The organism is Tenggerimyces flavus, assembly GCF_016907715.1.
GTDB lineage: Bacteria > Actinomycetota > Actinomycetes > Propionibacteriales > Actinopolymorphaceae > Tenggerimyces > Tenggerimyces flavus.
In genome coordinates this window covers 3470564-3488350 of record NZ_JAFBCM010000001.1, presented here as the reverse complement: position 1 = coordinate 3488350, position 17787 = coordinate 3470564, and the positions used below count along the sequence as shown (strand labels likewise).

Below are 17787 nucleotides of genomic sequence, written 5' to 3'. Positions count from 1 at the left end.
CAAGTGGACGTGTACAGACTTTCGTGACGCTACCGCGTAGGAGCAGCCTCCGAAGCGGTCCCGAGATACCGGGAGGACGACAGTGGTGGTCCAGGCTTACATCCTGATCCAGACCGAGGTCGGCAAGGCTGCCGAGGTGGCGGAACAGATCGCACAGATCAAAGGCGTGACGCTCGCCGAGGACGTGACCGGGCCGTACGACGTGATCGTGCGCGCCGAAGCCAGCAACGTGGACGAGCTCGGCCGCCTGGTCGTGGCGCGCGTCCAGGGGGTGGCGGGAATCACCCGGACGTTGACGTGCCCGGTGGTGCACATCTGAGGCGGGCGATCGTCGTAGCGGTCGTGGCCCTGGCGCTGGCCACATCTTGCGCGCCTGGGCCAGTGTCAGTGACGCCGGTATCGGGCGCGCCCGCAGCCTGCCGAGCCCTGTTGGCCGCGCTGCCCGCGACAGTGGAGTCGCTGCCGAGCCGGGAGGTGTCGCCTGCTGGTGGAGGTGCCGCGTGGGGCTCCCCGCCAGTGGTCCTGCGCTGCGGCGTGTCGAGGCCGGCAGCGATGACTCAGTCGGCGTCGTGCATGGAGGTGAACGACGTGGGATGGTTCGCCGAGCAACGGGAGCCGGGCTACGTGTTCACCACCATCGGGCGGGCAGTGAACGTCGAGCTGACGGTGCCGTCGAAGTACGCGCCAGAGTCGAACGCCCTCGTGGACATAGCCGACGCAGTAAAGGCCCACGTGCCCGCGAGGAGCCAGTGCGTGTAGCGGGGTCGGGGCGGCGACGGCCACTCCCGGCTTCATCCCAACGCCAAGAAGCCGAGGGCCACAAGCGACCGAGCACGGCAGCAGACCGGAACCGAAAGCAGGCCTGCCCCAGGTGACCGGGCCACACCGGCTTCATCCGAGCCACAAGAAACAGAGGCCCCGCAAGAGACGGCAACACCGCAGCAGACCTGGGGCGAAGCAAGCCTGTCCCGGGACACCTGTTCCGGGGGCAGGGGCGGCGCGTGAAATACAGGTGGCCGGGCCGGGGCGAGTCAAGGGCCGCAACGCGGTCGCGAAGCGACGTCGTTCGCCGTCCGCGAAGCGCCCCTGAACGGCGCCCTTGACGCGCCCCGGAGCGGCCACCACCATCGACCGCCGCCACAGTCCCCGAGAGCACCAACTCTCGCAGAGCGCCCGTCGCAACAGTGAAGAGCTGACCAAAGAGGAGCTCTCGCACACCACGCCAGCGCACAGCACCACCGTGCGATGAAGTGCGCGGCCACCAGCTCGGCTGCGGTCCGCGCCGCACCCCGGGCGATGAGAGGTGCGGCCGCCGGCTCAGCTGGGGTCCGCGCGGCACCTCCGCGCGACGAGAGGTGACGGTCATCTCGGCTGTCAGTCGCGCAGCACCGCCGCGCGAAGAGGCGGCGGTCATCGGCTCGACTGTCGACCACGCGGAGCACCCTGCGGGATGAGGTGCGCGGCCATCGACTCGGCTGTCGACCGTGCCGTGCCCCCGCGCGATGAAGTGTGCGGCCGTCGGCTCGGCTGTCCTCTGCGCAGCTCCATCTCGTGCGGGGAGCTGTCCGCGTGCGGAGTCGAGTTCGCTCACTGATGGGTCGCCTCGGGAGTTTATGGGCCGCCCTCAATGTCAAGGGCGCGTTCGCGTCTCGTGACAATCAGCTTGCGTGGTTGGTGTTGTTGCGTGGCTGGGGGCTGATTGCCACGAGATCAGGCCGTGGCCGGCCTGACCCTTGACATTGAGCCTCTCGGCGGCCCGACGCAGGTCGTTAAGGGCAGGCTCCGCCTGCCCACCCGTGCCCCGTGGCGACCCGGTTCGAGCAGCGGCGCTCGCGTTCCCATGACCAGCTCAGCTCCGGTCCACTCACCTGCCGCGGTCACACCCCGGCCACCTCCAGTGGTGGCCGTCACCATTCTCGTTAGCCCGAAGACTATGAGCGCTATAGCGACCAAAAGTCTTCGCGCTCATCCCATGGCCGCTCGCCGACCGATGATTGTGGAAACTATGGGCGCTATAGCGCCCGAAATCTTCCGCGCTAAACCTGCACGCCCGCTGGTTCCCCCGATCCGGCTAGCGCAGACCCGTCGGGCGCTGCAGGGCCAGCTGAACAAGGCGGTCCACGAGCTCCGGGTACTCCACCCCACTCGCAGCCCACACCCGGGGGAACATCGACATCGGCGTGAACCCGGGCATCGTGTTGATCTCGTTCAGCAGCAACCGGCCATCAGGCTGCACGAAGAAGTCCACCCGGGCCAAGCCCTCGCACGACACCGCGGCGAACGCCTGCGCGGCCATCCGCCGCACAGCCACGGCGTCGCCCTCCTCCATCACCGCGGGAACGATCAGCTTCGCGTCCTCCTCCGACACGTACTTCGCGTCGAAGTCGTAGAACTCCCGCGACGGGTCCACCACGATCTCCGCCACCACCGAAACCTCAGGTAAAGCGCCAGGCGTCAGAGAACCCAGAACCCCACACTCGAGCTCCCGAGCAGACTCCACCGCGGCCTCGACGAGCACCTTCGGGTCGTACGTACGAGCCAGCTCGACAGCAGCCTCGAGGCCCTCAGGACGAGAGACCTTCGTGATCCCGATGCTCGACCCGCCCCGGCAGGGCTTCACAAACACCGGATACCCCAGCGACGCCACCGTCTCGGCGCACGCCGAACGGTCATGCGCCCACTCCGAAGGCGACAGCACCGCATAGGGCACCACCGGCAGCCCATGGGCCTGGAAGATCATCTTCATGTAGTGCTTGTCCATCGACACCGCACTCGACAGCACCCCGGCCCCGACGTACCGGATCCCCGCCATCTCCAGCAACCCCTGCAACGTCCCGTCCTCACCGAACGGACCGTGCAGCAACGGGAACACCACGTCGACCTCGCCCAGCGTGTGCGGCACCTCGGACGCCGACAGAGTCACCAGCGACCCGCGCGAAGACGAGCCCAGCAGCACCACGGCCTGCCCATCAGCAGCAGACACCGACGGCATCCGACCGTCCGTCACCGCCAACAACGCAGGCTCGTCGGCCTCCAGCACCCACTCGCCGTCCAGCGTGATCCCCACGGGCACCACGTCGTACTTCGAACGGTCGATCGCTCGCATCACACTGCCCGCTGTGATGCACGAAACCGCGTGCTCGGAGCTGCGCCCACCGAACACGACCGCCACGCGCGGGCGGGGGTTGGCCTCAGTCGGCTGGTCCGTGTCGTTCACCTTCCGCACACTACCGGCAAGAATCTCCTTATGAGCGAAGCGAAACTCTCCCCCGCGACCCTCGTCGTCAAAGCCGGCCGCCCCGAGCCCGGCGTCGACGCTCCCCCGAACCCGCCGATCGTGCTCGCCTCCGCCTACGGTGCGGGCGGAATGGAGTACGGGCGGTACGAGAATCCCACCTGGGCGGCGTTCGAGACCGCGCTCGGCACGCTCGAGGGTGGCCGGGCGCTCGTGTTCTCGTCCGGCTCCTCCGCCGTCGCCACCGTGCTCGACCTGCTCGAGCCGGGCGCCACGGTCGTCGCCCCCAGGCACGCGTACCACGGAACGCTCCATCAGCTGGCCGATCTGCAACGTACGGGCCGCGTCAAGGAGACCCGCCTCGTCGACATCGCCGACACCACAGCTGTCAACGCAGCGCTGACAGGCGCACACCTGCTCTGGGCGGAGTCCCCCACCAACCCCGCGCTCGAGGTCGCCGACCTCCCCGCGCTCTGCAGAGCAGCCAAGGCCGAAGGCGTGACGACCGTCGTCGACAACACGTTCGCGACGCCCGTGCTGCAACGACCGTTCGAGTTCGGCGCGGACGTGATCGTGCACTCCGGCTCGAAGTACCTCGCCGGCCACAGCGACGTCATCATCGGCGCCGTCGTGGTCCAGGACGACGAGCGGTACGACCAGCTGCTGGCGAGGCGCAAGTCGATCGGCGCGATCGCGGGCCCGTTCGAGACCTACCTGACCCTCAGAGGCATGCGCACGCTCGGGATCCGCATCGAGCGCGCCAGCGCCAACGCCATGACGCTCGCGACGAGGCTGAACGAGCACCCAGCCATCGAACGCGTCCGCTACCCAGGCCTGCCGTCGGATCCGGGCCACGGACGCGCCAAGGCCCAGATGAGCGGCGCGTACGGCGGCATCATCGCCGCCGAGGTGAGGGGCGGTGCCGAGGCGGCCGAGCGACTGGTGAAGTCCACGCAGGTGTGGATGTACGCCACCAGCCTCGGTGGGATCGAGTCCACGATGGAACGTCGCCGCCGCTGGGCGGGCGAGAGCGCAACGATCCCCGAGGGCCTCGTCCGCCTCAACGTCGGCATCGAGGACGTCGACGACCTCTGGCAGGACCTCGACCAAGCCCTGAGGGCGTAAGAAGGAACTACCAGCCGTGGCGTTCGGGCTTCGCGCTCCGAGAGACCAACGAGCGCAGCATCTCCACCGGCGTCATCTCACCGCGCACCACGTACGCCACGTGCTCGACGATCGGCAGGTCCACGCCGTGTCGACGCGCCAGGTCCAGGATCGACTCACACGACTTCACACCCTCGGCGACCTGACGCGTCGACGCCGCGATGTCCGCCACCGAGAGGCCCTGCCCGAGCTTCTCCCCGAACGTACGGTTCCGCGACAACGGCGACGAGCAGGTCGCCACCAGGTCGCCCAGACCCGCAAGCCCGGCGAACGTGTACGGGTCGGCGCCCAACGTCACCCCCAACCGCGTCGTCTCCGCGAGCCCGCGGGTGATCACCGACGCGCGCGCGTTGTCGCCGAAGCCCAACCCCACGGCCATCCCGACCGCCAACGCGATCACGTTCTTCGTCGCGCCAGCGAGCTCGCAGCCGGTCACGTCGGAGTTGGTGTACGGCCTGAACGAAGGCGAGTGGCAGACCTTCTGCAGGCGTTCGGCAACGCCGGCGTCACGGCACGCGACGACCGAGGCGGCCGGCTGGCGCTGCGCGACCTCCTTGGCCAGGTTGGGCCCGCTGACGACGGCGACCCGGTCGTCCTCGACACCCGCGACCTCGACGATCACCTCCGACATCCGCTTGGCCGTCCCGAGTTCGACGCCCTTGGCCAGGCTCACGAGAACCGACGCCGGTCCCAGCAAAGCCGACCACGGCGCGAGGTGAGTCCGCAGCTGCTGCGAGGGGATCGCGAGCACGACGTACTCCGCCCCCGACAGCGCCTCCTCGGCCGACGACGTGGCGCGAATCCCCGCGGGCAGGGCGATCCCGGGCAGGTAGTCCGGGTTCTCCCCACGCTCGTTGATGGCCTGGGCCAACTCCGGCCGCCGTGCCCACAGCACGACGTCCGACGACGCGTCGGCGCAGACGAGCGCGAACGCCGTGCCCCACGAACCCGCACCGAGAACGGCAACGCGCGTCATCGCTTCTTGGCCTTCTTGTTCGGGTTTCCGAGCGTAGGCAAGCCGCTCTTGCTCGGGTCGAACGGCACGGGCGCCGTCTCGCCGCGAATGCCGGCCAGCAGGTTGGTGATCGCCGCCATCACGTCGGTGGTGGCCTTCTTCAACACCGACGGGTGCGGGTCGGCCGAGCGATACGCGGACAGATCCACCGGCGGCCCCGCATGGACGTGCACGGTCTTGCGCGGCAGGAACTTCGGCACCTTCCCGTACGGCTTCAGGATGTGCTGCGCGCCCCACTGCGCGACCGGGACGATCTCGGCTCCTGTGCGCAGCGCGACGCGTACGGCACCGGTCTTGCCGATCATCGGCCACAGGTTCGGGTCACGGGTGATCGTGCCCTCGGGATAGATGGCGATGGACTCGCCGCTCTCGATCGCCTCGCAGGCCTCGGCGAGCGCGTCGCCCGCGGTGCGCTTCTCCCGGTGTACGGGGATCTGCCCGGCGGATCGCAGGAACGGTCCCAGCAGCGGGATGTCGAACAGGCTCGCCTTCGCCAGGTAGCGGACCGGTCGCCCATGGTCGTGGATGAAATGGCCGAACACGAGCGGGTCGATGTAGGAGATGTGGTTGGCCACGATGATGACCCCGCCGTCAGCCGGGATGTTCTCGCCGCCCTTCCAGTCGCGCTTGGTCAGGGCCGCAAGCGGCGGCCTCAGTACGGCCGCGGTCAACCGGTAGGCGAATCCGGGCGGGGGCTGTGTCAACTTCCGTCCTCCTCGTCGATCCTGCGGAAGCGAGGATCCTGGGCCGAGTCTGCCGGATTTCGCCGGGCGCGCGACACCCCGCATCCCGTCTGGCCGTGCTCCAGCTCGTCACCCATATAACCAATATGAGTTCCTCCTGCAGCACGCCCATACGGGCGCGGATGCGCCGCGCGCATTTCCGACGCTCTCCGTCAGACACGGCCCGGATAGTGTGCACGGCCGGAATAACGGTGTCGAGCACGGCCTTGGCAAGAGTGAGTTGCCGGAGGTTGAGAGGATCGAGCTTGTGAGTCACCTACCTGGCTTCCGTCCGCGCAACGATGGATGGACCGTCGTGGTCCCGGTCAAGCGATACGCGGTCGCCAAGTCCCGCCTCGCCTCGTACGCCGGCCCGCATCGCCCCGGACTCGCGAGGGCGATGGGCCTCGACACGATCGCGGCGACGCTTCGTTCGCCCGCGGTGGCTGAGGTCGTCATCGTGACCAACGACTCCGACGCGACGCACGTGCTGAACGACCTGGGCGCCATCGTCGTTCCGGACGAGCCCGACCTCGGCCTGAACCAAGCACTGGTTTACGGCTGGTTGGCCGCTCGCGAACGCCGCGGCCGCGCCCCGATCGCCGCCATGTTGGCCGATCTGCCCGCGCTGCGGCCGGACGAGCTGGCCCACGCGCTCACGCTCGCGGCGGACCACCAGACCTCGTTCGTCTCCGACACCCCCGCGGTCGGGACGACGCTGTACTGCACGATGCCGGGCGCCGACTTCGTACCCGCCTTCGGCGGCCCGTCGAGGTTGGCCCATCTGTCCGGCGGCGCGGTCGAGCTCGACGGCACCGACATCCCCACCGTACGGCGCGATGTCGACACCGAGCCCGACCTTCGCGAGGCCGCGCTGCTCGGCGTCGGCCCGCACACCCGGGAGATCCTCGCCGCGCTCGAGACCGTTCACGGTTAGGCTTCCCCACCATGCAGGGCACCGTGCGTTCGTTCGACCCGCAATCGCGAAGCGGCACCGTCCTCCTGGACGACGGCGTCGAGCTCCCCTATGACGCCGACGCGTTCGCGACCAGCACCGTGCGACATCTGCGCATCGGCCAACGCGTCCAGCTCCAGACCACCGGCGAAGGCGCCGACCTCCGCGTCACGGGCGTCAGCATCTACACGCTGCATGGCTAAGGGCCGGAATCCCCGTCGGGGATCCGGCCCTTTTGCCTGCTTCAGCGAACGTGCGTCCGCTGATTAACTCTTGACGGCTCGCTTCGCCGTCTTCTTGGCCGGGCTGGCCTTCTTCGTCGCCCGCGTCGTCGTGGCCTTGGTGGCCGTCTTCTTCGCGGTCGTCGCCTTCACCGCAGCGCGCTTCGCCGGCGACTTCGCCGGAGCCTTGGCGGCCTTGGTGGCAGCGGCCTTCGCCGGAGCAGCCTTGGTCGCGGCGGCCTTGACCGGAGCGGCCTTGGTCGCAGCAGCCTTGGCAACGGTCAGCTTCGGCAGCTTCTTCTGGCCAGCGACGACGGCCTTGAGGTTCGCGCCTGCGCGGAACTTCGGCACCGACGTCTTCTTGGCACGGACCCGCTGACCACTCGCGGGGTTGCGGACCATACGAGCAGGGCGGTCGAGTTTCTCGAACGCGCCGAAGCCCGTGATGGAGACCTTCTCGCCGGCCGCAACGGCACGCGTGATGGTGTCGAGCACCGACTCGAGCGCGTGCTGCGCGTCCCGCTTGTTGCCATCGAACCTGCCCGCAAGCGTGTCGATGAGCTGTGACTTGTTCACTTCTTCCCTCCGTGAACCTGGATGTCCGAGCCATGTGCTCGATTCATGAGGACGTTAGGGAACTTCTCGCCATCTCTCAATCACCTTCGCAAGAAAAACCCTTGTGTCGCACGGATTTCATCCTAGGACGTCCCGTTCTCGGCGTCTGCCAGGTCCTCCTGGAACTTTCGCAGGCGTTTTGCGGCCGATTCGAGGTCGTGCTTGCTTGCCTGAGTGATGGCCAGCAGTTTCCTGGTCAGACGATCGCGGACAGCGGGTTCGACTCGTAATGTGTGGAGTCGCCTCGTCGCTTCCCGGAGGGCAGCCGCGAGGTCGGTGAATCCCTTTGCCTCACGAGCGTTCTGACTCATCTCGGGAACTATCCCAGACGAAGCTGAAGAAAGACGCAGAAGGGTGCCGATGCGGTCCGCGCCGCATCCCAGCCAGGGCGGGCCGAACGCCTCAGCCAGCGGCCCGAACGAGCAAGTCGAGCCGTACATAGTCCTGGTCGTACGTGCCATCGGGCCGCCTCAACTCCTCCACCACGCGCCGTTCGACCGCCGCAGTGAAGTCCGTCACAACGGACGGGTCGAGGCGCGGCAGGTACGCGATCGCGACCTGGCTGCGCAGCCAACCCAGCAACGCATCGGGGGTCGGCATCGACCGGCGCTGCCGCAGCAACCGCACCCAGGAGACGTCGAATCCCGCCGCCACCAGCAGCGCGCGGTACTCCTCGTCGGTGGGGAACGTCCACGGACTCACCGGCCCACCACGACGTTCCGACTCCTCGTCCAACACCCGCCGCGCGCCCGCGATCTGACCGGCACCGCCGAACTCGGCACGGAACGCCCCGCCCTGCTTGAGCGCTTCACCAACCTCGCGCAGCACGGCCGGATGGTCGTCCCAGGGAACCCAATGCAGGCAGGCGACCGAGATGACGAGGTCCGCCGAGCCGGCTGGAACGACCTCGCCGAGCCGTTGCGCGACGCAGGTCTCGAACGTCACCCGTTCGCCCTCCCCCGCCGCACGAGCCGCCGCGATCTGCTCCGCCGACGCGTCGACGCCGAGCACCGAACCCTCCGGCACCAAGGCCGCGAGCGAACGGGTGAAGTCGCCGACTCCGCAGCCAACGTCGACGATCCGCCCGTCCGCCGGGACGGAAACGCCTTCCAGTACGGCGGCGTCGTACGCCCGGTGGTGCGCGGTGTTCGCCGAGTAGAGCTCGCCGTCCCAAGCCGCTGTCATCTCTTCTCCTCGTAAAAGAGAACGTCCCCGCCGCGAGCGTTCGCGACAGGGACGTCATCGGTGATGCGGGGTCAGGTACGTGCCGGCAGCGTCGTCGGTCGAAGCGGCGAGCGCTTCGCCTCGAACGCGTCGATCGCGTCCGCGCTCGACAGCGTGATGCCGATGTCGTCGAGTCCCTCGAGCAGCCGCCAACGCGTGTAGTCGTCGATGTCGAACGAGTCGTTGACCGCGGTCTCTCCCGAGCCCGCGCGGATCGTCCGGTGTTCCAGGTCGACGACGACCTGCGTGTCGGGCTCCTCCTCGATCAGGTCCCAGAGCCGGTCGACGACCTTCTGGTCCACCAGCGCGGCGAGCAAGCCCGCCTTGCCGGAGTTGCCGCGGAAGATGTCGCCGAACCGCGAGGAGATGACGACGCGGAAGCCGTAGTCCATCAAAGCCCACACGGCGTGCTCGCGCGACGAGCCGGTGCCGAAGTCCGGTCCGGCGACGAGCACCGTGGCGCCCGCGTGCTCCGGACGGTTCAGGACGAACGAGGAGTCGTTCTTCCACGCGGCGAACAGTCCGTCTCCGAAGCCCGTCCGGGTGACGCGCTTCAGATAGACCGCGGGGATGATCTGGTCGGTGTCGACGTTGTTGCGTCGCAGCGGCAATGCCTTGCCGGAGTGAACGGTGAACTTGTCCATGTCAGCTCCTGGCGTTGAGCAGGTCGGCGGGGGACGCGAGGTGACCGGTCACCGCGGTCGCGGCGGCGACGAGCGGCGAGACGAGGTGCGTACGTCCGCCCTTTCCCTGCCGTCCTTCGAAGTTGCGGTTGGACGTCGACGCGCTGCGCTCGCCGGGAGCGAGCTGGTCCGGGTTCATGCCCAGGCACATCGAGCAGCCCGCCCCGCGCCACTCGGCACCGGCGTCCTTGAAGACGACGTCGAGCCCTTCGGACTCGGCCTGCAGCCGCACCCGACCCGAGCCGGGAACGACGAGCATCCGCAAGCTGTCAGAGATCTTCCGCCCACGCAGGACGTCGGCGGCGGCCCGCAGGTCCTCGATCCGCCCGTTCGTACAGGAGCCGAGGAAAACGGTGTCGACGTACACCTCGCGCATCGGCGTGCCCGCGGTCAGACCCATGTACTCCAAGGCCTTCTCCGCCGAGACGCGCGCGCCCTCTTCCTCGAAGTCGTCCGGGCTGGGCACGTTGCCACCCAGCGGAACACCCTGCCCCGGGTTCGTTCCCCAGGTGACGAACGGCGTGATCGCGCCGGCGTCGAGCTTCACCTCGCGGTCGAACTCGGCGTCGTCGTCCGTCGTCAGCGTGCGCCAGTACTCCAGCGCCTTCTCCCAGTCGGCGCCGCGCGGTGCGTGCGGACGCCCTTCGAGATAGGCGAACGTGGTCTCGTCCGGCGCGACGAGGCCGGCCTTCGCGCCCCACTCGATGGACATGTTGCAGACCGTCATGCGGCCTTCCATCGACATCGCGCGGAACGCTTCGCCCCGGTACTCGACGATGTGTCCCTGCCCGCCGCCGGTGCCGACGTGCGCGATCAGGCTGAGCACGAGGTCCTTCGGCGTGACGCCCTCGGGGAGCTCGCCGTCGACCGTGACCGCCATGGTCTTGGGGGTGTTCTGGGTCAGCGTCTGGGTCGCGAGAACGTGCTCGACCTCGCTCGTCCCGATGCCGAACGCGATCGCGCCGAACGCACCATGTGTGGAGGTGTGCGAGTCACCGCAGACGATCGTCATGCCCGGTTGGGTAAGCCCGAGCTGCGGGCCGATGATGTGCACGATGCCCTGGTCGGCGTCGCCGAGCGCGTGCAAACGAATGCCAAAATCGGCGGCGTTCTTCCGCAGCGTGTCGACCTGCGTGCGCGACACCAGATCGGCGATCGGCTTGTCGACATCGAGGGTCGGAACGTTGTGGTCCTCAGTCGCAATCGTCAGGTCCGGCCGACGAACCGGCCGTCCAGCCAGTCGAAGTCCGTCGAACGCCTGCGGACTTGTCACCTCGTGCACGAGGTGAAGGTCGATGTAGAGAAGGTCTGGCTCCCCCGTCGCGCGACGTACGACGTGCTCCTCCCACACTTTCTGGGACAGTGTGGTCCCCATGGTTCCGTCCTCCAGACTGGAAACTTCCTAGGCCCGTGGGCTTGCGTCTCGGCATTCGAGACGGCAATATCGAGTCATGGACAACTCTAGCGGAGTCGGCGTACTGGACAAGGCGGCACTCGTCCTCGGAGCACTCGAGGCGGGACCGGCGACCTTGGCCGGACTGGTCCAGGTCACCGGCCTGGCTCGGCCGACTGCGCACCGTCTCGCCGTTGCTCTCGAACACCATCGTCTGGTTGCGCGCGACATGCAAGGGCGGTTCATCCTCGGCCCGCGGCTCGGCGAGCTTGCTGCCGCCGCAGGTGAGGACCGGCTGCTGGCGGCGGCGGGACCCGTTCTCGCACGCCTGCGGGACATCACGGGCGAGTCGGCACAGTTGTTCCGGCGCCAGGGCGACCTGCGCGTCTGCGTCGCGGCGGCCGAACGGCCAACGGGGCTGCGCGACACGATCCCGGTCGGCACGCAGCTGACCATGCACGCGGGGTCGGCGGCGCAAATACTGCTGGCGTGGGAGGAGCCCGAGCGGCTGCATCGCGGCTTGCAGGGCGCGAAGTTCACGGCCGCAACGTTGTCCGCCGTACGCCGCCGTGGTTGGGCTCAGAGCGTCGGCGAACGTGAGCAGGGCGTCGCCTCGGTGTCGGGAGGAGTCCGTTCGCCGTCCGGCAAGGTCGTCGCGGCGGTGTCGGTGTCCGGTCCGCTGGAGCGGCTGTCCCGCCAGCCCGGACGCATGCACGCTCCCGCGGTGATGGCCGCCGCCGAGCGATTGTCCGACGCGCTGCGCCGCGCCGCCGAGTAATCCCCGAGTAACCCCGCACAGACGGGGCATGGACCCCGGGTGCGACGACGACTTGGCGTAGAAGAAGAACTGCTGCTCATCTCCCCCGACAACGGCCACCCGATCGCGCTCGCGGACTCGGTGCTGCGGATGACGGACGAGTCGCGACTTGATCCCGAACTCATGCGCGAGCAACTGGAGCTCGACACCAAGCCCTGCACGACGATCGACGAGCTCGCCGCCGAGCTTCGCCAGTGGCGGCACAAGGCAGCGAAGGCCGCCGAGGCGGCGGGAGCGAACGTCGCCGCGATCGCGACCTCGCCGATGCCGGTGGACACGAACGTCACCTGGAAGCAGCGCTATCTGCACATCGCGGAACGTTTCGGGCTCACCGCACAGGAGCAGCTGGTCTGCGGATGCCACGTGCACGTGGAGATCGCGTCGCCAGACGAAGGCGTCGCGGCGCTGGATCGGCTCCGCCCGTGGCTACCGGTCCTGCTCGCGTTGTCGGCGAACTCGCCGTACTTCAACGGCGTCGACACCAGCTACGCGACCTACCGTTCCCAGGTCGTCGAACGCTGGCCGTCGTCGGGAACGCCGTCGCACTTCGGCTCGCTCGAGGAGTACCGCCGCGTCGTGGACGCGATGCTCGACACCGATGTGCTGAGGGACGAGGGCATGGTGTGGTTCGACGTACGGCTCTCGCGGACGTACCCCACGCTGGAGGTACGCATCGCTGACGTCTGCCTGCGCTGGGAGGACACCGTGCTGCTGGCCACGCTGGCGCGAGCGCTGGTCGAGACCGAGATCGCCGCCTGGCAACGCGAGGAGCCGTTCGCACCGCCTCGACCGGAGCTGATGCGGCTGGCGAAATGGACAGCGGCGCGGAACGGGATCGAAGGCCAGCTGCTCCATCCGGAGACGGGAAAGCCCGCTCCCGCGGCGTTCGTGATCGCCGCGCTCGTCGATCGAGTCACGCCCGTTCTCGCCGAATGGAGCGAGCTCGAGGTCACGCGGGCACGCCTCGCCGACGTCATCGGACGGGGAACGGGTGCGCGGATCCAACGCGAGGTGAGGAAACAGACCGACGACCCCGCGGCCCTGATCCGCGAGGTCGTCCGGCAGACCTTGCCCACATAACGATCAGCCCACTGCGGAACCCCAAGACCTCGACGGGAAACACCGGGCCTGGCAAGCTGTTGCCGCGCCGCACCCTGGCGCCGACGGGAGGGCACCCCGAAGACATGGTCACACCACCCACCGCACCGCCGCCCGCAACGGTCGGACGGGCGAAGCTGAGCATCGTCCAGGCGATCACGCTGATTCTCATCCTGATCGTGCTCACGTTCGCCGTGCTGCGGATGATCGAGGACCTCCCGCATCTGCAGGCCGGAACGGTCCCCGACGACGACGAGTACGCCAAGCGGTACGTCGAGCATCCGTGGCTCGCGGTGGCACACATCGCACCCGGCGTGCTCTACCTGATCGGCGCTCCGTTCCAGCTCGCCCATCGGATTCGCAGCAAGGCCTACTGGTTCCACCGGCGATTCGGACGGCTGCTGCTGGTGGCCGGTCTGCTGAGCGCGATCTTCGCGATCGCGTTCGGCATCCCGTACGCGTTCGGTGGTGTCGGCGAGTCGGTCGCGGCGGTCGTGTTCAGCCTCTGGATGATCGCCTGCCTCGTGCTCGCGTTCCGGGCGATCAAGCAGGATCGGGTCGCCGACCATCGACGGTGGATGATCCGCGCGTTCGCGATCGCACTCGGCGTCGGCTCGATCCGGATCTGGATCGCGATCTTCTCCTCGACCGGCCTGCTCGACTTCCAGGGCAGCTTCGCGCCGGCGTTCTGGGTCGCGTTCGTCAGCCACGTCATCGGCGCCGAGCTCTGGATTCGCACCACGCCACAGCCCCAGGGCTGACCCCGTAGGGTTCGGCATATGCGGTTGGGCATCCTCGGACCCGTCGTTGTCGTGGCGGCCGGCGCGTCGGTGGCCGTCGGCAGCGCCCGCGAGGCGTACGTCCTCGCCCTGCTCGCGCTCAGTGCCGACCGAGTCGTGCCGGCAGAACGGCTCATCGACGCGCTCTGGCCCGAAGACCCGCCGCAGTCTGCCCGCGCCCAGCTGCACAACATCATCCGCAACCTGCGCCGCCGGCTGAACGGCTTCGACGAGCACCTGATCGAGACCCGGCCGCTCGGGTACGAGCTCAAGCTCGGCGACCACCGCTTCGACCTCACCGACTTCCGTCGCGACGTCGAACATGCCCGCACCGCACGCGAGAAGGGCGACCACGAGGCCGCGCTCTCCTGCTCCACCGCCGCTCTCGGCCACTGGCGCGGGCCGGCGCTCGCCGGCATCGGCGACGACCTCGCCGGAACGATTCGGCAGAGCGTGCACGACGAACGCCTCGCCGCGACCATCGCCCAGCTCGAAGCCCACCTCGCGCTCGGCCACCATCAAGCCGCGCTGGACGCCCTCGCTCCGCTGGTCGAGGAGCATCCCTACCGCGAGTACCTCTACGAGCTGCGCATGCGTGCCCTTGTTCTCGACGGCCGCCGGGTGGACGCGTTGGACGCGTACCAGCTGGCCGCTCGCCGGCTCGGCGACGAGCTCGGCGTCCAGCCCGGTGCGGACCTGCGACGTCTGGAACGCGAGATCCGTGCCGGCGACCCGCTCCCCGAGTCGACCGCGGACCGTCCGGTCGTCCCGCGCGAACTGCCCGCGCTCACCGCCGCGCTCGTCGGTCGGACGAAGGTCCTCGACGAGCTCGTCGACCGGCTCGGCGACGAGCAACGCGAGACGGGTGAGCCGACCAGGATCGCCCTGTTGGTCGGCTCGGGCGGCGTCGGCAAGTCGGCGCTGGCGCTCGCGGCCGCCCACCGGCTCGCCGCCACCTATCCGGACGGCACCCTGTTCGCGAACCTGCGCGGCAGCCAGGAGAGCCCGGTCTCCGCGCACGAGATCAGCGGCCGGTTCCTGCGTTCGCTCGGCGTCGCGGGCTCGGAGATTCCCACCAGCGAAGAGGAACGAGCCGCCCGTTACCGGACCGCGCTCGCCGACCGCCGCGTTCTCGTGGTCCTCGACGACGCCGCGAACGAGGAGCAGGTCCGCCCCTTGATCCCGAGCGGCTCCGGCTGCGGGCTCCTCGTCACCTCACGCCGCAGCCTCGCCGCGCTCGCTCCCGCGCCACGCTGGACGGTCGCGCGACTGCTGCCGGCCGACGCGACGCGGCTGCTCGTGGCGATCGTCGGCCCGGAACGCGCCGGGCGCGAACCGTCGGCGGCGGAGTCGATCGCCGAGCTGTGCGGCTTCCTGCCGCTCGCGATCTGCGTTGCCGGCGCACGGCTCGCGGCCAATCCCTCATGGCGGCTCAGCGAGCTGGAGGAACGGCTCACCGACGAACGCGCGCGCCTCGACGAGCTCGCGATCGGCGACATCGACGTGCGTGCGGGGATCGCGCTCACGTACGAGTCGCTCGATCCGCCGTGCCGCACACTGTTCCGCCGCCTCGGCCTGCTGCCGATGGACAGCTGGCCGCTCTGGGTGGCCGAGGAGCTGGTCGGCGCCGACGCCGGTCGGTTGCTCGATCAGCTCACCGACGTGCACCTGATCGAGCCGATGGGCCGCGACTCCGTCGACCAGGCCCGGTACCGGCTGCACGACCTGATCGCGGAGTTCGCGCGGGAGCACGCGTTCGACGAGGAGCCCGACGCCGAACGCGACGCCGTACTCCGCCGCGTCGTCAACGGCTGGCTCGGCCTCGCCTCGATCGCCGACGGGCAGGTCAAGCACGGACGGATGTCCGCACGTGGGTTGCCCGCTCCCACGCCGCCCGAACGAGCGGCGGGCCTCGCCCGCCAGTTCGCGGCGACCTGGTTCGAGGTCGAGCTGCCCAACCTGCTCGCCGCGTTCGACCTCGCCCACGGCCTGCGCGACTTCGAGCTGGCGGGGACGTTGGCGATGCGCCTCGCCGGCTTCCTCACCGTTCGCGCGTACGACCAGGACCGCGAACGGCTCATGCAGACCGCGCTGCGGCTCGCCCCGGAGCGGTCCGGGCTCGAGCTTCGGATCCGCTTGCTGGGCGAGCTGTTCACGGCGTACGCCCAACGGGCGCGGTTCAGCGAGCTGCCCGCGATCGCCGCGCTGAAGTACGAGACGGCCCGTGAGCTCGGTGACGCCGAAGCCCAGCAGGAGGCGCTGCTGCGGTGCGCGTGGGCGGAGCGGAGCCTGGCTCGGCTCAACGAGGCGATCGAGTTCCTCGACCGAGCGAGGGCGATCGACGTACCCGACCAGGACCCGAGCATGCGGCGGAGCCTGCACCTCGAGCTCGGCGCGGCGTTGGCCGACCAGGGCAAGCTCGCCGAGGGTCTGCCGTTGATCGCCGACGCGCTCGAGTTCGCGCGCGCCGAGGGTCCGTCTCGACAGCTCGGCATCACGCTCCTGAGCTTTGGCCAGGTCCTCGCCCTGGCCGGGCAGTACGAGGAGGCGCTCGACGCCCTCGACGAGATGCGGGCGATCTGCGCGACCACCGGCGACGAGCTCGGGACCGCTTACTGCCAGCTCCAGCGGGCGCACGTCCACATCCACACCGGTCGCCTCGCCGAGGCCCGCGAGCTCCTCGACGCCGCCGTACCCGTACTCGACCAGCACGCGCCCGAGCCCGATCCCAACCCGGACGGGCTGCACGCGCTCGGCGACCTCGCCGCCGCCGAGGGCCGGTGGGCGGACGCGGCCAGGTACCTGCGCGCTTCGGCCGACGTGTGGCATCACGTGTCCGGGACGCTCGAGGTCGTCAGGCTGATCGCCAAGCTGGAACGCGTTCTGCTCGCCGCCGGCGACCAGCCCAGCGCCGCCGAGTGCCGGCGGCACTGGCAGTCGATCCTCACCGACCTCCACCTGGAAGAGGCCGTCCTCCAGCTCCCGCCCAAGTACCCGGCGTCGTTCGCGTTGGTCTAGGCCTCGTTGACCGCGGCCTCGAAGCCGTTCAGGCAGGCGCGGTAGAGCCGGTCGGTCACCTTGCCGGGCTCGCCGGCGAGCGGGACGTAGTCGTTCCAGCTGCCCATCGCGCCGAACACCCAGGCGGCCGACGCGGCGGCGTGCATCCGCGAGGCCTGCTCGCTGTAGCTGGGCAGCGGGAGCGTCGGTGTCGTCGTCAGCGCGTCGCGTGCCTTCGCGAACGTCGCCACCCACGGGTCCACCAGGCCTAGTCCGGACGCCACCTCCGACGCGGCGACGAGTGCGCCGTCCAGCTCGGCGGCAGCCGCGTCGAGGGACCGGTCGGGCGGCGACGTGAGCGCCGGGCCGCGGGTCCCGTCGCCGAACACGAACTGCTTGATCCTCGGCTCCTCCGCGGGTCCGGGCGCGAACGTCACCTCGAACGCGATCGACCCTTCCGCCGTGAGGCAGAGCACCTCGGTTCCCAACGCGCCCGCCTTCCAGACGTCGCCGACCGACGGCGGGCGCAGCAGGAGGAAGCATCGCCGTACGCCCTGCGCGGACAGCAACGTCGGCCACTCGTGCACCGGTTGCGAGAGGTTGCCATCCAGCCGGAACAGGTGATGTTGGAAATCGAAGACGTGCGCGGACCCGAACGCGCCGACGTCCTGCCAGGGAAGGCCACGCAGGTGCGCGTTGCCGAGGATCACCAGAGTGCCTGCCGCGTCGAGTTGTCCATGCACGTCCGCAACGCTACCCAGGCCGTGTCTCTTAACTATCGCCTGGCGCGCGACACACCGCATCCCGCCTGACCGCGGTCCAGTTCGTCACCCATAGGACGAACTATGAATTCCTCCTGCACCACGCCC

Annotated in this window: 18 protein-coding genes; 9 read left to right on the top strand and 9 right to left on the bottom strand. The window is 69.3% G+C overall.

The features are described 5' to 3' along the window. The first annotated feature begins 82 nt into the window (after positions 1-82). On the top strand, positions 83-319 hold the full coding sequence (locus tag JOD67_RS16425; protein ID WP_443734580.1) for an Lrp/AsnC family transcriptional regulator: 237 nt from the start codon (positions 83-85) through the stop codon (positions 317-319). Continuing rightward, positions 298-759, top strand: coding sequence for a DUF3515 domain-containing protein (locus JOD67_RS16420; protein WP_205118466.1), 462 nt, complete (start codon positions 298-300; stop codon positions 757-759). The genes JOD67_RS16425 and JOD67_RS16420 overlap by 22 nt, the downstream gene beginning before the upstream one ends. A gap of 1312 nt (positions 760-2071) precedes the next feature. Here the strand turns inward: JOD67_RS16420 and JOD67_RS16415 are convergent. After that, positions 2072-3217: a D-alanine--D-alanine ligase family protein gene (locus JOD67_RS16415; RefSeq protein WP_205118465.1), complete on the bottom strand. Its 1146-nt coding sequence runs from the start codon at positions 3215-3217 to the stop codon at positions 2072-2074. Between the two features lie 30 nt (positions 3218-3247). Between JOD67_RS16415 and JOD67_RS16410 the strand changes: the two genes are divergently transcribed. Further along, positions 3248-4360 (top strand): trans-sulfuration enzyme family protein, encoded by a 1113-nt coding sequence (locus JOD67_RS16410; RefSeq protein ID WP_205118464.1) that lies wholly within the window; start codon positions 3248-3250, stop codon positions 4358-4360. A 7-nt stretch (positions 4361-4367) separates the two neighbouring features. On the opposite strand, the gene JOD67_RS16405 is transcribed toward JOD67_RS16410, so the two are convergent. Further along, positions 4368-5375, bottom strand: coding sequence for an NAD(P)H-dependent glycerol-3-phosphate dehydrogenase (locus tag JOD67_RS16405; protein WP_205118463.1), 1008 nt, complete (start codon positions 5373-5375; stop codon positions 4368-4370). After that, entirely contained in the window at positions 5372-6118 is a 747-nt protein-coding gene (locus tag JOD67_RS16400) for a lysophospholipid acyltransferase family protein (RefSeq protein WP_239553882.1), read from the bottom strand. Before JOD67_RS16400 ends, JOD67_RS16405 begins: the two co-directional genes overlap by 4 nt. Before the next feature lie 286 nt (positions 6119-6404). Between JOD67_RS16400 and cofC the strand changes: the two genes are divergently transcribed. Both cofC and JOD67_RS16390 read left to right on the top strand, forming a co-directional pair. Then, complete coding sequence (gene cofC / locus JOD67_RS16395; protein WP_205118461.1) at positions 6405-7073, top strand: 2-phospho-L-lactate guanylyltransferase; 669 nt, start codon at positions 6405-6407, stop codon at positions 7071-7073. 11 nt (positions 7074-7084) lie between these two features. Continuing rightward, complete coding sequence (locus JOD67_RS16390; RefSeq protein ID WP_205118460.1) at positions 7085-7294, top strand: hypothetical protein; 210 nt, start codon at positions 7085-7087, stop codon at positions 7292-7294. A 63-nt stretch (positions 7295-7357) separates the two neighbouring features. Here the strand turns inward: JOD67_RS16390 and JOD67_RS16385 are convergent, their stop codons facing one another. From JOD67_RS16385 to leuC, 5 genes are all read right to left on the bottom strand, one after another. Next, positions 7358-7888 carry an HU family DNA-binding protein gene (locus JOD67_RS16385; RefSeq protein ID WP_205118459.1) on the bottom strand — a complete coding sequence of 177 codons (531 nt, stop codon included), beginning with the start codon at positions 7886-7888 and terminating at the stop codon, positions 7358-7360. A 122-nt stretch (positions 7889-8010) separates the two neighbouring features. Further along, the gene (locus JOD67_RS16380) at positions 8011-8238 is read right to left on the bottom strand and encodes an SCO5555 family protein (RefSeq protein WP_205118458.1); all 228 of its coding nucleotides are present in this window, start codon (positions 8236-8238) and stop codon (positions 8011-8013) included. 91 nt (positions 8239-8329) lie between these two features. Next, positions 8330-9112: a class I SAM-dependent methyltransferase gene (locus tag JOD67_RS16375; RefSeq protein ID WP_205118457.1), complete on the bottom strand. Its 783-nt coding sequence runs from the start codon at positions 9110-9112 to the stop codon at positions 8330-8332. 71 nt (positions 9113-9183) lie between these two features. Continuing rightward, a complete protein-coding gene (gene leuD, locus JOD67_RS16370; RefSeq protein ID WP_205118456.1) occupies positions 9184-9795 on the bottom strand; it encodes a 3-isopropylmalate dehydratase small subunit in 612 nt (203 codons plus the stop codon). A 1-nt stretch (position 9796) separates the two neighbouring features. Then, on the bottom strand, positions 9797-11209 hold the full coding sequence (leuC, locus tag JOD67_RS16365; protein WP_205118455.1) for a 3-isopropylmalate dehydratase large subunit: 1413 nt from the start codon (positions 11207-11209) through the stop codon (positions 9797-9799). A 76-nt stretch (positions 11210-11285) separates the two neighbouring features. Here leuC and JOD67_RS16360 point away from each other — a divergent pair, with 76 nt between their 5' ends. From JOD67_RS16360 to JOD67_RS16345, 4 genes are all read left to right on the top strand, one after another. Beyond that, positions 11286-12005, top strand: coding sequence for an IclR family transcriptional regulator (locus JOD67_RS16360; RefSeq protein WP_205118454.1), 720 nt, complete (start codon positions 11286-11288; stop codon positions 12003-12005). A gap of 39 nt (positions 12006-12044) precedes the next feature. Further along, on the top strand, positions 12045-13124 hold the full coding sequence (locus JOD67_RS16355) for a glutamate--cysteine ligase (RefSeq protein WP_205118453.1): 1080 nt from the start codon (positions 12045-12047) through the stop codon (positions 13122-13124). Between the two features lie 104 nt (positions 13125-13228). Further along, entirely contained in the window at positions 13229-13903 is a 675-nt protein-coding gene (locus JOD67_RS16350; RefSeq protein ID WP_205118452.1) for a DUF2306 domain-containing protein, read from the top strand. Between the two features lie 18 nt (positions 13904-13921). Continuing rightward, on the top strand, positions 13922-16939 hold the full coding sequence (locus JOD67_RS16345; protein WP_205118451.1) for an AfsR/SARP family transcriptional regulator: 3018 nt from the start codon (positions 13922-13924) through the stop codon (positions 16937-16939). Here JOD67_RS16345 and JOD67_RS16340 read toward each other — a convergent pair. Beyond that, positions 16936-17661 carry a hypothetical protein gene (locus tag JOD67_RS16340; RefSeq protein ID WP_205118450.1) on the bottom strand — a complete coding sequence of 242 codons (726 nt, stop codon included), beginning with the start codon at positions 17659-17661 and terminating at the stop codon, positions 16936-16938. The genes JOD67_RS16345 and JOD67_RS16340 overlap by 4 nt on opposite strands. Positions 17662-17787: the final 126 nt, after the last annotated feature.